Origin of the sequence: Saccharospirillum alexandrii, assembly GCF_043641555.1 — a bacterium.
GTDB lineage: Bacteria > Pseudomonadota > Gammaproteobacteria > Pseudomonadales > Natronospirillaceae > Saccharospirillum > Saccharospirillum alexandrii_A.
Genome location: NZ_JBHZRJ010000001.1, coordinates 845,098 through 857,391, shown reverse-complemented (window position 1 = coordinate 857,391; position 12,294 = coordinate 845,098). Strand labels below are relative to the sequence as shown.

Annotated in this window: 10 protein-coding genes; 6 read left to right on the top strand and 4 right to left on the bottom strand. The window is 54.6% G+C overall.

Going from position 1 to position 12,294, the window contains the following annotated elements:
- Nucleotides 1-20 precede the first annotated feature (20 nt).
- Complete coding sequence (gene ilvD, locus ACHUE7_RS03695) at nucleotides 21-1,697, bottom strand: dihydroxy-acid dehydratase (RefSeq protein WP_394168791.1); 1,677 nt, start codon at nucleotides 1,695-1,697, stop codon at nucleotides 21-23.
- A gap of 320 nt (nucleotides 1,698-2,017) precedes the next feature.
- On the opposite strand from ilvD, the gene ACHUE7_RS03690 reads away from it, so the two are divergent.
- On the top strand, nucleotides 2,018-3,325 hold the full coding sequence (locus tag ACHUE7_RS03690; protein ID WP_394168790.1) for an ATP-grasp domain-containing protein: 1,308 nt from the start codon (nucleotides 2,018-2,020) through the stop codon (nucleotides 3,323-3,325).
- 147 nt (nucleotides 3,326-3,472) lie between these two features.
- Here the strand turns inward: ACHUE7_RS03690 and ACHUE7_RS03685 are convergent, their stop codons facing one another.
- Together ACHUE7_RS03685 and ACHUE7_RS03680 are read right to left on the bottom strand one after the other, a co-directional pair.
- Nucleotides 3,473-3,868 carry an ectoine synthase gene (locus tag ACHUE7_RS03685; protein WP_394168789.1) on the bottom strand — a complete coding sequence of 132 codons (396 nt, stop codon included), beginning with the start codon at nucleotides 3,866-3,868 and terminating at the stop codon, nucleotides 3,473-3,475.
- 453 nt (nucleotides 3,869-4,321) lie between these two features.
- Nucleotides 4,322-4,480, bottom strand: a complete 159-nt coding sequence (locus ACHUE7_RS03680; RefSeq protein WP_394169166.1) for a hypothetical protein — start codon at nucleotides 4,478-4,480, stop codon at nucleotides 4,322-4,324.
- 358 nt (nucleotides 4,481-4,838) lie between these two features.
- Between ACHUE7_RS03680 and ACHUE7_RS03675 the strand changes: the two genes are divergently transcribed.
- A complete protein-coding gene (locus ACHUE7_RS03675) occupies nucleotides 4,839-5,765 on the top strand; it encodes a hypothetical protein (RefSeq protein WP_394168788.1) in 927 nt (308 codons plus the stop codon).
- Nucleotides 5,766-5,877: 112 nt separating this feature from the next.
- Here ACHUE7_RS03675 and megL read toward each other — a convergent pair whose 3' ends face one another.
- Nucleotides 5,878-7,068: a methionine gamma-lyase gene (megL, locus tag ACHUE7_RS03670; protein ID WP_394168787.1), complete on the bottom strand. Its 1,191-nt coding sequence runs from the start codon at nucleotides 7,066-7,068 to the stop codon at nucleotides 5,878-5,880.
- Between the two features lie 416 nt (nucleotides 7,069-7,484).
- Between megL and ACHUE7_RS03665 the strand changes: the two genes are divergently transcribed.
- The 4 genes from ACHUE7_RS03665 to ACHUE7_RS03650 all read left to right on the top strand — a co-directional run bounded on the left by ACHUE7_RS03665 (nucleotide 7,485) and on the right by ACHUE7_RS03650 (nucleotide 12,280).
- Nucleotides 7,485-8,030, top strand: coding sequence for a hypothetical protein (locus ACHUE7_RS03665; RefSeq protein ID WP_394168786.1), 546 nt, complete (start codon nucleotides 7,485-7,487; stop codon nucleotides 8,028-8,030).
- Nucleotides 8,031-8,290: 260 nt separating this feature from the next.
- Complete coding sequence (locus tag ACHUE7_RS03660) at nucleotides 8,291-10,156, top strand: methyl-accepting chemotaxis protein (RefSeq protein WP_394168785.1); 1,866 nt, start codon at nucleotides 8,291-8,293, stop codon at nucleotides 10,154-10,156.
- Nucleotides 10,128-10,490: a hypothetical protein gene (locus tag ACHUE7_RS03655; RefSeq protein WP_394168784.1), complete on the top strand. Its 363-nt coding sequence runs from the start codon at nucleotides 10,128-10,130 to the stop codon at nucleotides 10,488-10,490. Before ACHUE7_RS03660 ends, ACHUE7_RS03655 begins: the two co-directional genes overlap by 29 nt.
- A 35-nt stretch (nucleotides 10,491-10,525) precedes the next feature.
- Nucleotides 10,526-12,280 carry an IucA/IucC family protein gene (locus ACHUE7_RS03650; protein WP_394168783.1) on the top strand — a complete coding sequence of 585 codons (1,755 nt, stop codon included), beginning with the start codon at nucleotides 10,526-10,528 and terminating at the stop codon, nucleotides 12,278-12,280.
- Nucleotides 12,281-12,294: the final 14 nt, after the last annotated feature.

Sequence of the window (12,294 nt, the reverse complement as noted above, 5' to 3'; positions counted from 1 at the left end):
CCGCTAAGCCGCTAAAAACCTTAGGGCAAATCGGTCACCGCACCCGTTGAAGCAGACCCCACCGTGCGGGCGTATTTTGCCAGCACGCCCCGGGTGAACCGTGGGCCGGGTGGCTGCCAGGCCTGCCGCCTGCGTTCCAGCTCCTGATCGGACACTCCCAGCTCAATCCGGTTACTGACGGCATCGATGGTGATGGTATCGCCCTCTTCTACCTGCGCGATTGGACCCCCCTCGGCGGCCTCGGGCGTGATATGGCCAACGACAAAGCCATGGCTGCCCCCGGAAAAACGTCCATCGGTAATCAGCGCGACGTCGCTACCCAGTCCTTTGCCCATAATCGCCGAGGTCGGGCTGAGCATTTCGCGCATGCCCGGCCCGCCTTTGGGGCCTTCGTAGCGAATCACCAACACATCACCGGCGATCACGGTGCCATCCAGAATACGTTCCTGGGCTTCTTCTTCCGAGTGAAACACCCGGGCCCGGCCGGTAAAGTGCGTGCCTTCCTTCCCGGTGATTTTCGCTACCGCGCCTGTAGGGGCGAGGTTGCCATAGAGAATGCGCAAGTGGCTGTCGGCCTTGATAGGGTTATCGAACGCATGAATGATGTCCTGGCCTTCGGGGTAAGGCTCAACGCTGGCCAGATTCTCGGCCAGTGTTTGCCCGGTAACGGTCAGGCAATTGCCATGAACCAGCCCGCGTTCGAGCAGCATTTTGATCAGCGGTTGAATACCGCCGATAGCAACCAGTTCCGACATCATGTAATGGCCACTAGGGCGCAAGTCGGCCAGCACCGGCACCCGTTTACCGATCTCTGCAAAGTCTTCGAGAGACAACTCAACGCCGACTGTGCTGGCCATGGCCAACAGATGCAGGACCGCATTGGTTGAGCCCCCGAGCGCGATAACGACGGTAATCGCATTCTCAAAGGCTTCCCGGGTCATGATGTCGGAAGGTTTGATGTCCCGCTCCAGCAAGTTCAGTACAGCGGCTCCAGCGGCCCGGCAATCCGCTACTTTGGTGTCCGACACCGCATTCTGCGCGGAACTGCCCGGCAGGCTCATCCCCATGGCTTCAATAGCCGAGGCCATGGTGTTTGCCGTGTACATACCGCCACACGAACCGGCCCCGGGAATCGCCGTCTCTTCGATTTGCTTCACCTCAATCAAATCCAGCTTGCCTTGCGCATGCGCACCCACCGCTTCGAACACAGAAATAATGTCAGTGTGATTCTCGCCCGGCATAATGGTACCGCCGTAAACGAACACCGACGGCCGGTTCAGCCGCGCCAGCCCCATCATGCAGCCGGGCATGTTTTTGTCGCAACCGCCAATGGCGACCAAGCCATCGAAGCCTTCGCAGCCGGCGACCGTCTCAATCGAATCGGCAATGACCTCGCGGGAAACCAGGGAGTACTTCATCCCCTCCGTCCCATTAGCAATGCCATCGGATACGGTGATAGTGTTAAAAATCAGGGACTTTCCGCCCGCCTCATCGGCACCTGCTGCCGACTCTTCTGCCAACCGGTTGATGTGCATGTTGCACGGCGTGAGGTTGCTCCAGGTAGAGGCGATGCCCACCTGGGGCTTACGGAAATCATCGTCGGTGAAGCCAACGGCTCGCAACATGGCGCGGCTGGCTGACTTCCCTAACCCATCGACCACCTGGGATGAATGACGACGACGCTTGTCTGCGGCCATGTTTGTCTCCTGATCCGGTTTGTTGGGCCCTTCAGGCTGACAGAATCAACCCCAGACGGCAACGGCAGTCTTCGCTCAACCCAACTCAAATGCCGCTCTGCTTCTGATCTGGCGCCCTTTAAAGCACTGCGAGCTGAGAAGTAAACTTTCCAAATTGGAAATACCGACTATATTAACAACGAACATCAAGAGTCACTGAATACTTCCCCGCCTGTTCTTTATTCACACTCCCCCCGCCGACACCGCTATGAGACTTGGTTCTTTTATCGAGATCTGGTGCCACTCTCGTCTTTTTGCACGAATGATAAGGAGTATGATAAATGTCGATCACACCTGATTCGAAGTTATCTCAAGATGTATTATCCTGGCGCGATCCCGACCTGGATTCCGTGAAAGGAACCGAGACACCCAAAGATCCGACCAAAGGCTACATTGCTTTACTCGGCTGGAGTGTCAACGCTATTAAGGCGGCGCAGAAATTCGATCGGCGCTATATTGTCGTTGCTCCAGACTGGGCGGCCGATTTCTGTGCTGCCAATAAAATCCCCTTTATCCCCTGGGACTTCGTCCGCCTGAATGACCGGTCCATCGAGATCGCCCAGAAGCTAAAGGCAGAAGGCGTCGATGTCGCCATTCCTTTGTTCGAGGAAACCGTAGAGTGGTCCGGCGCCATTAACTCTGTCCTGCTCGACAGCCCACGCATGTACGGCCAGTCTATTCTGTTCCGCGACAAGGCGTTAATGAAACGCCGTGCCCAGCTTGGCGGTATTCGTGTAGGGATCTTTGAAGAAGCACACGAGCGCGAAGATGTTGTTCGCTTTATGAAACGGGTTAACCAAACGCTGCTCAAACTCGATGGCGATCCGGACGACCCTATTCACGTCAAAGCCTTCGACAAAGCCGGCTGCCTCGGCCACCGGATGATTCGCACGCTGGAAGAAATTGACAACATTCCTGAAGAAGAATACCCGCTGCTGATGGAAAGCCATTTAAGTGGCTGGGAATTCGCAGTCGAAGCCTGGATCCACGATGGCAAGATCAAGTTCCTCAACATTTCCGAATATGTAACCCTGGGTTATTCGGTATTCGTACCGGCTACCGAGGAACTTGAGAGCTGGCGCAATGCGATCACCAAACAGATCGAATTACTGATCAAAACCTTCGACATCAAGTTCGGATTGATTCACCCTGAGTACTTCGTGACCGCCGATGGCGAGATGTATTTCGGCGAAGTCGCTTACCGCCCGCCCGGCTTCAAAGCCTTCGAGCTCATTGAGCGCGCCTATGGCTTTAATGCATACCAGGCATCCATGCTGGTGTTCGACCCTAAAAGCACGAAAGAGGAAGTCGATAACTTCTTCCCGCGTGAAGTGGTCGATGCTAAAGGCTATGCAGGTTGCTTCGGTGTTTATCCACGGCGTCGTGTTGTCAGCAAGCTGGAAATGCCTAAAGAAACGACAGAGCACCCCTATTTCGAGTCGCACGAACTGGTTGCACCGACAGAGGAGACTGTGCCTGACCGGTCGGCCTTCGGCACCCACTGGGGGCTGATCTTCTTCTATGGTGATGATCCAATCAAGATGCGGGATCTGCTGAAAGCGCAGGAGGAGTTGGACTTTTACGTCTAGCGGTTCAGGCTTGCAGTGATTCTACAACCAGAGGCGGCTCGGTACGAGCCACCCCTGGTTGAAAGACACTTCTTGAAAACATTACCGATTGCTGCCCCTGTTGATGGCCACGGGGCAGCAGCCCTATCGGGCATTCATCAATAACAATCAGTCCCCGCTGGTATCCGGCATGTAGGCGCCATCCTTGTCGTGCACTTCATTGCCAGTAACGGGGGGATTAAAGGCACAAATCAGGCGCATATCTTCAGTGCCACCACGCAGTGTATGCTGATCATGTTTATCGAGTGCGTACAGCGTGCCATCGGAAATATCGTGAGTTTCACCTGTCGATTTATCGGTAATGGTGCCGTTACCGGCAACGCAGTAAACCGCTTCCAGATGGTGCTTGTACCAGAGGTTAAGCTCGGCACCAGCCGGAATAATGGTCTCATGGAAAGAAAACCCCATGCCATCCTTCTTCAGCAGCATACGGCGGCTAGTCCAACCCGGGCCGTGCACTTCACGCTCTGTACCAATAATGTCTTTAACTCGGACAATCTTCACTGGAATACCTCACTTTTCACTCGTATGAATTTTTGACAGACGCATAAGCCTACAGTCTAGTACAAAATCAGCAGCAGTGCGTTTCGTGGCTGAATCCTCGCAATCCAACTCTGACAGTACCCCTGCTATTGAATGTGCAAGCCACTGAGCATGTCGCTCAACTCCTGAGTCTCCCTTTCGATAACGTAGATCAGTATCAAGCTCAGGATGTAACCATCGAGTCTGGCTGCGTAGTACTACTGTTGCACCAGAACCAGCCCGACTCTCAAATCGATGGGAAGCACATCGAATTCAACACCCGACAATACTTCTGCGTACTCGCTGTCCGGAAACGAATAAACCAACTGGCCCTGAGTTAAAAGCGGCTTAACGTGGAAATTGTAGTCGGAACCGCCTCTTATGCACGGCGACGATTCAACATGTTCCTTCGGCCAGCCGGTTAATGTGCATGTTTCAGGGCGTGAGATTGCTCCAGGTAGAGGCAATGCCGACCTGGGGCTTGCGGAAATCCTCGTCACTGAAGCCAACAGCTCGCAGCATAGCCCGGCTAGCTGACTTGCCGAGCCCATCGACCACCTGCGATAAATAACGACAACGTTTGTTTTCGGCCATATTGCCTCCCAATGAGTGTGAGTGTTGCCGTCAGGTCGACAGAAACGGTGCCCGTCAGCAAAGCTTTCGGCACTGGAGCAGGAGTATAGTCAGTGTCACCCATACTGCAGGGGTGATGTCGGATTTCGATGAACAGTGTTAACACCGGCCATGCGGCCCAACAACCGCTCTTCTGCAGCCTAAATTTCACTCATATCTAGCCAGGCCGGGGCATTATTGCCACGCAACAGGGTAATCAGACAGACGCTTTGAACAGTTATTCGCGCATGAGCTATGGTCACCCTTGGTTCACCCGAACCCTCGATCGACGCTGTCACCAAGTCGATTTGGACAAACCCATAATGCCTGGAGAACAACAATGTTAAAAAAGGCCATAGCACTACCACTACTTGCGAGCCTGGCGATCCCCGTCATTGCAGACGACGCCAAGGTGTTGCCGCAAGGCGTACTGCGAACCACCATGGTTCCATCACTGACCAATTTCGACGAAACCTTTGATGCCGATGGCGAACGCCAGGACACCGACGCAGTATCCGTTAACACGCTGTCCATAGCGCTTGAATATGGCGTTAATGACTGGGTTACAGCAGGGGTTCAGTGGGCACCCGGTTACATTCTCTCCGGCGAGGTGGATGGAAACGATCGCGTAGAATTAGCGGGCGCTAACGATCTTTTTGTCGGCGCGAAGTTCCAGGCGTTAGGTGCTCAGGGCTACTCCCGAAGCGATACGCTCCGCTTTGCGGTTACACCAGGCATTAAAGTGCCAATATCTCAATATGACGGCGAAGAACAGCTTGAGAATTTTCTGGGTGGCGATGACTTCAAAGCAGCTCGAACCGACCGTGGTGCCTGGGGCCTTGGAGCCAGGTTCTCGTTTGACTACCTGATCACGCCGGATTTTTACATCAACTTCTACAACCAGTCATCTTTCTTCCTGGAGACCGAACAGGATTACTCCGTCACGGCATCCGACGTAACCCTACAGTACGGTTCAGAAGCCATCTTTGAAGTTGAACCGAACTATTCGATGTCGGCAGGTAACGGTGTACAGTTAAGCTTTGGTCTTCCCGTCAGCTATACAATGACCGGAGAGACCGAGGTTGATGGCAACGGTCAGGACGATGAATCCTACAGCCTGGCGGTGGAACCCAATATGAGCGTATTTTTCACTCAGTGGGCACTGCCGACCCAATTCCAATTGGGCTACTCCACGACACTGGCCGGCGAAAATGCTAATGCGGCCAACACCATTAGCCTGCAGATCAAGAACTTCCTCCGGTTCTGATCGACGACGAGAGCAGCCCGGGCACTTATTGTTGTGATACCACCTCACTGCATGGGGTGCCCCGTCTGCTCACCCCTCCCCCCGACTATTGCTAGAACGATGAAGACAGGGGTCAAACACCCACCAGAGCCTGCTCCAGATCGGCATAAATATCCTCCAGGTCTTCCAGACCAACCGATAGCCTCACCAGCCCTTCGCTGATGTCGTGCTCGGCTCGCTCTTCGGGGGTATAGGTCGAGTGCGTCATGCTCGCCGGATGCTGGCAGAGCGTTTCGGCATCGCCCAGGCTCACGGCGCGCTTGATCAGGTTTAACCGGTTCATGAAGTTAACACCGGCCTTGAAACCACCTTGCAGTTCCATCGCGATCATCCCACCGGGGGCTTTCATCTGGCGGCACGCCAGGCTGTAGTGAGGGCTACCTTCCAGACCGGGGTAATAGACAGCCGCCACGGCCTTGTGCTGCTGTAAGCGATGAGCCAGTGTTTGGGCGTTGCTGCAGTGTCGTTCCATTCTCAGTGACAGGCTTTTCAGACCGCGCAATATCAAAAACGCTGTTAACGGCGCGATCACAGCCCCAGTCATGTCCTTCAGACCAAAGAGCCGGATTTCATCAATCAGGCTCTGTTTGCCCATTACTGCCCCGGCGATCAGATCGCCGTGCCCGCCCAGGTATTTGGTGGCCGAATGCACAACCAGATCAGCCCCCAGGTTCAACGGACGTTGCAGGGCCGGTGTGCAATAGGTGTTATCAACCATTACTGTGATGGCGGGGTTAAAATCATGTACCCGCTGGCTAATGGCGGCAATGTCGATGACTCTCATGGTTGGGTTTACCGGGGTTTCGAAGTAGACCACCCGGGTCTGGGCAGACAACGCGCGAGCTACGGCGTCGACATCGGTACAATCGACAAAGGTGACGTTTACGCCAAACCGGGTCAGACCGTGTTGGAAATAGGAGAAGGTACAGCCGTAAAGCGTTTTATCGGCAATAACGGTATCGCCGGGGTGGACCAGCGTCCAGATGGCGGCAGTGATCGCGCCCATGCCGGACGCTGTTGCCAGGCAGGCTTCGGCATCTTCAAGGTCTGCCAGGCGGGTTTCCAGCACCGCCTGGGTGGGGTTTGAGATACGGCTGTAAACGTGGCCCTGTGCTTCCCCGGCAAACCGGGCTGCGCCCTGCTCGACAGTGTCGAAACAGTAAGTGGATGTCATATATACCGGTGGATTCAAAGACCCTTCATGCTCAGACGCCTCGTACCCGGAATGGATGGTGCGTGTGGTAAAACTCAGCTTTTTGCTCATCGTCTGCGTTTCCCTCTTTGCGATCATCATTCCCCGCCACTCTGCCAGTAATGAATAACCGAAAACGGGCTGGAATGAAGCCGGGGCCTGACCATCATGCTACTCCTGGAGCCAGGGCGAATCGGGCTAAACTGGCTGAATTAATCGCCTTCAAATAGCACGCCAGGTTAAAAAATCCGACTAAAAGGAGAAATTGAACCAACAATATCCAATAACAGTTTACGGCAGTGGGTGTTCGCATTTGCAACCCGGTTTCACTGTACGAACTTCGATCACCACACGGCTACCTCTCGGAATATCGCCAAAAGCGGACACAAACGACACCCCTGGTGAGATATAACCGTCTGATTTATATAGACTGCTGTGGAATCTAGCGTGCTAGATAAATTTGAAAAAGTGAAATAGTGGTAAATAGAATGAATAAAGCAGTAGTAGGCTTTTCAGCAATTGTAGTTACTTTGGGATCATCTTTCGCAAACGCCGATGACCGTGAAGGGTTCTTCCTGGCCGGTGGCATTGGCCTGAATACCAATACGTTCGAGGCTTCCTATGCGGGTGACTCAGCCTCTGAAAGTGGTTACAGAGGCATCCTGACCTCCTTTAAAATTGGTGGGCACATTAATCCTAATTTCGCGCTCTACTACCAGCGAGAAGCCTCTTTCTTTGATGATGAAGAAGGCACTGGCGCAGTTGCAGGCCTTTCAGGCATTGGCGGCACCTATTACTTCGATACGTCGGGTGGCCTGTACATAGAAGGTGGCCTTGGGCTGGGTGATTTCACGGTGGATGAGGCCAACCTTGAGGGCATTGGTGGCGCTTCAATGGTGGGTCTTGGCGCAGAAATAAACGATCACCTTGAAGGCGGCGTTGTGCTGATGGCGACCAGCACTGAAGAAACCGAGCTCGATGGCCTGGAATACGACACATTAACAATAGGGGTGAAGCTGACGCTCAAGTTATAATCCGGGCGCCGAAAGGGCAGGCGTTAGCCTGCCCTTTCGGTAACATACTTTAAATAAGAAAAAACACCTCTCTCACACAGCATTAACGACTGTTACCAACTGCCATAGCAGTCATCGCCAACTACAAGAAATGATCATTGCCCCCAATACTCCAAGGAACGCAGCGTTCAGATTTATGGACTTCACTGAATTCCGCTTCAGCCGCTAAATAACAGATTACTGACATTTCGCAGGGCTCGGCCTTTGAGAACGGGATAACTATGATAAACAACCTGACCTTCCGCATGAAACTGTCCATTCTTCTGCTAACCGCGCTGATCGGGCTGGCCGGGCTCTATGTCGTCGCGTACCGCGGTATCGAATTACAGCAAAGCACCAATAACCGGCTACAGGAACTTAACCGGCAATCCAGTCAGCTCGATCAGCTGACGCTTCAGGCCATGCAGATTGGTGATCGGGTCTCCCGTTTGTCGCCCGCCAATCGCGATGCGGTGGTCACCGATGTGAATGCCGAACTCGAACGCCTGGCCAGCCTGCGCGCCCAAAGCCTGGATCTCGACATCGGCCTGCAAACGTTCTTCGAACAATTCGAGCGCTACCTGAATGCGGTGTTGGCCAGCATTGAACAGGCGGCTGTGGTTGGGTTGGACGCTGACTCAGGTTGGAATGCCACCCTCAGCGCCGCCCGTGACGCGCTGAACGAGAGAGCCGGTTTCATGACCTTCGTACAGGAGAACATGGCCGAAATCAGTAATCTGGAAGTCGCCTATGTGAACAGCCCCACAGCAGAGCGGTTTGAGCCCCTCAGGGCCGCCTACGACCGCTATATTGAGCAATTGGCGTCAAACAACATGGAAGAACCGTTCGTTGAAGTTAACCAGAACTATCTCGCCAGCATGGAGGGCCACTACGAGCAAGCTCGCCTGCTGACGCAAAACCGAGATGCTATGGCAGAAGCCCTAACGGCCATGCGCACCGCTCAACAATCGGTGCGCAACAGCCTTGATAACCTGATTTCCGCAGCCCGGGCCAACGCCAGCGAAAGCTCCCAGACTGCTCGTACCCTGCTGCTCTCAGTCAGCTTGCTGATGGCTCTGGCCATGCTGGTGGTTGTCGGCTGGATCACCCGAAGCGTTAAGCAGACATTGACTGGCATCACCACCGATCTGAACAGGGTTCGCGATGGCGACCTCAGCGCCCGCCTCCCGGTCAACGAACGCCGCAACGACGAGTTCGATGCACTGAGCCGTGCCGTTAATGTGATGACCGAAGGGCTGGGTTCCCTGGTCCGGCAGGTCGCCGACTCGGCCCAACACTCAGCAACCATGATGGAACAGCTGACCCACGAGACCCAGCAGCTCGATCAGAGCAACCAGCAAATTAACGACCAGGGCCAATCGGTCGCGGCCAGTACTGAGGAGATTTCCGCAACGCTGTCTGGCATCGCTGACGCCACCAAAACCCTGTCCCGACAGGTTGCGCAAACACTGGCGTCGGCGAGCCAGGGCACTGCCACCCTGAATCAGGCGGTCTCCGGTCTGCGAGAAACGTCACAGGTTGTTGCTAACATTGAACAAAAACTGAACCAGCTAAATGCCCTCTCTGCCGACATCGACTCGGTACTGGACATGATCAACAACCTGGCCGGACAAACCAACCTGCTGGCATTGAACGCCGCCATCGAAGCGGCCCGTGCAGGGGATGCCGGGCGCGGTTTCTCAGTGGTCGCCGATGAAGTACGCCAGCTCGCTGAGCGCACGGTGGAAGCCACATCCCGCATCAATGGTATTGTCGAGGACATTCAGGGGTTCACCCGCGAGGCCATTAGCGTTACCGAAACCGGCCGCACCCATCTCTCCTCTGTCGAAACCCACAGCGAGGAAGCCGAGCAGGCCATTCAGAAAATTGAAGAGGATGCGCGCCAGGGCACCGTAGCCGCCGACCAGATGCTGCACTCGGTAGAGGAGGTCGACAAGGCGGCGCGTCAGATCAGTCGCGACATGGAAGGTGTTGCCACCAGCATCCACAAAGACAGTGACGCCCTGCAACGGGTGCGCGACCAGGTGGAACAAGTGTCTGGGCACTTGTTGGAGCTGGATGGAAAAGCAGCACGGTTTACTGTTTAAAGGGGCACACCGTCAAACCCGGGTGCCGATTAAAACCTTTTCTGGGCCGCTAATAGCTGGCCCGCTGGTCGCCGCCGGTATGGGTTACCTAATCGACACGCTGGGCGCGGTGCTGGTCGACCAGTACCTGGCCAGCGTCATCTTCATTGGCGAGGTATGGTTAATAGGCTGGTTATTTGGATGGGGTTGGCGGCAACCGGTGGCTAGGCAAACCGCCGCTCTGCGAGCCTTTGTTGCTGTGCTTCAAGCAGAAATTGTCTACTGCGTCTCTTTTACGAACATTCCAAAGATTATCTTCATAAACGGCATTGAGAATCATTATCATCGAATGTAGTGTGTGGGCTCTTCTCGGACAAGGAGCTCCTTCCGATGATGAGTCATCACACACAGGCGGACATACTGTCCATCGAAGCCTTACTCAATTGTTATCTCAGGGAAGTAGCACTGCCCAACCAATGGTTGTCGTTTCGGCACACGCCGAGACAGGGTTATCTGGTGGAGCTTTCGTTGACCACTCAACAGCGCTCTCTGTTTTTTTTCGTTCATTCCGTATCCATTACCAGCAACTATCACTACCTGAGCCTGCCATCCCACCAGCCATCGGGCCCCAGGCTGAGTCTGTCGGAACTGGCGGACCTTTTGCTGGTGGAGCTGTGCTATCTCGAACATCAGACCGATTACTCGGAGTTGCGGGAGCAGGTACACTGCAGTCGAAGTGTTATGGCCGATATTCTACGGCATTCCCGCCCCGGGCCTTTGTCGAATGGCGTGGTGAACGCCTTCGTTCAAAGCGAACAGGCGTTAACGGTCGGGCATCGCTTTCACCCCACCCCCAAAGCCCGTCAGGGTATGAGCGAGACAGAACTGCGCGCCTATTCCCCTGAGCATGGCGGACGCTTCCAGTGGCATTGTTTTTCCATACCGCTTGACCAACATTATTTAACCAGGGGCAAACCGGACCTGCAGCGGTTTATCCGCGATCAGTGGATGCCGGAACTACCAGCTGCAGCCGACAGGGCTTTGCTGCCGGTACATCCCTGGCAGGCACTTTTCCTGAAAAAAGATGCGCAGGTTCAGCAGTGGCTGGCAAAGGGGTTGCTGCTCGACCATGGCGCCAAGGGTCTACCTCTGGTGGCCACGTCATCGCTACGAACCTGCTATCACCCCGAATTGGATTTCTTTGTGAAGGGGTCGCTCAATCTCCGGCTAACCAACTGCGTTCGCAAGAACGCCCTCTATGAACTGGACACGGCCGTTATTCTTAGCGAAATACTCCACAGTGCGTGCGAACCGCTGAAGTCCCACGGCTTCAGCATTATGCGTGAACCGGCCTATCAGACACTGAACCAACAAGGTGGCGCCAGCCGTTTTATGGTGGAAGGGTTCTCCTTTATCGCGCGGGAAAACCCCATCCGCAATGAACGGCTCGGGCATCGTCCGGTCATGGCGGGAGCCCTGTTTTCACCCCGCCCCAGTGACCAACCCTTAATTGTGGAAGAGCTTTCAGCCGCCTGCAAACAGCTGAAAACCAGCTACTTCAATACAGCCCTGCTGTGGTTTAACGCCCTGTTGGAAGTCATGGTTGAACCTACGTTACGGCTTTATTTTGAGCAAGGTGTCGTACTGGAACCTCATCTGCAAAATGGCTTGGTCGGGTTAAAGAATCACTTACCAGTTCATTATTACTATCGGGATCTCGAAGGCACCAAGTTGTTGCCCGAGCACTGGCCCGAACAACGCTTGCCCGCGCTATCGGACCAGGCCCGGAAAAGCCTTTTTTACGATACGGAAAAAGGCTGGCAGCGCGTCTGCTATTGCCTGTTTCTGAATACGCTGGCGCAAGCGGTATTTTACATCAGCGGCGATGATGAACTGCTGGAGCGCAGTTTGTGGCGCGCCGTCGCTGAGCATCTGGATGATCTCTGTAGCCGCTTGCCCGAGGGGCGAGAGCGCATTCAAACGCTGTTGACGTCCGCCTATTTGCCGAACAAGGCCAATCTGTTGGTGCGTTTTCGCAAGCAGGCAGATCGCCAGGCGAATTATGTCATGACCGCAAACCCGATCAGTCGGGCGCATGCTGAACGCGTGCACCATTCACCGCTGGAACTGGATGAGGTGGTGTAATGGAGTTGAATGAT

Excerpts from the sequence above, each read along its gene's own strand:
- ilvD (WP_394168791.1), bottom strand. The coding sequence starts at position 1,697 with ATGGCCGCAGACAAGCGTCGTCGTCATTCATCCCAGGTGGTCGATGGG.
- ACHUE7_RS03690 (WP_394168790.1), top strand. The coding sequence starts at position 2,018 with ATGTCGATCACACCTGATTCGAAGTTATCTCAAGATGTATTATCCTGG.
- ACHUE7_RS03680 (WP_394169166.1), bottom strand. The coding sequence starts at position 4,480 with ATGGCCGAAAACAAACGTTGTCGTTATTTATCGCAGGTGGTCGATGGG.
- ACHUE7_RS03675 (WP_394168788.1), top strand. The coding sequence starts at position 4,839 with ATGTTAAAAAAGGCCATAGCACTACCACTACTTGCGAGCCTGGCGATC.
- megL (WP_394168787.1), bottom strand. The coding sequence starts at position 7,068 with ATGAGCAAAAAGCTGAGTTTTACCACACGCACCATCCATTCCGGGTAC.
- ACHUE7_RS03665 (WP_394168786.1), top strand. The coding sequence starts at position 7,485 with ATGAATAAAGCAGTAGTAGGCTTTTCAGCAATTGTAGTTACTTTGGGA.
- ACHUE7_RS03660 (WP_394168785.1), top strand. The coding sequence starts at position 8,291 with ATGATAAACAACCTGACCTTCCGCATGAAACTGTCCATTCTTCTGCTA.
- ACHUE7_RS03655 (WP_394168784.1), top strand. The coding sequence starts at position 10,128 with ATGGAAAAGCAGCACGGTTTACTGTTTAAAGGGGCACACCGTCAAACC.
- ACHUE7_RS03650 (WP_394168783.1), top strand. The coding sequence starts at position 10,526 with ATGATGAGTCATCACACACAGGCGGACATACTGTCCATCGAAGCCTTA.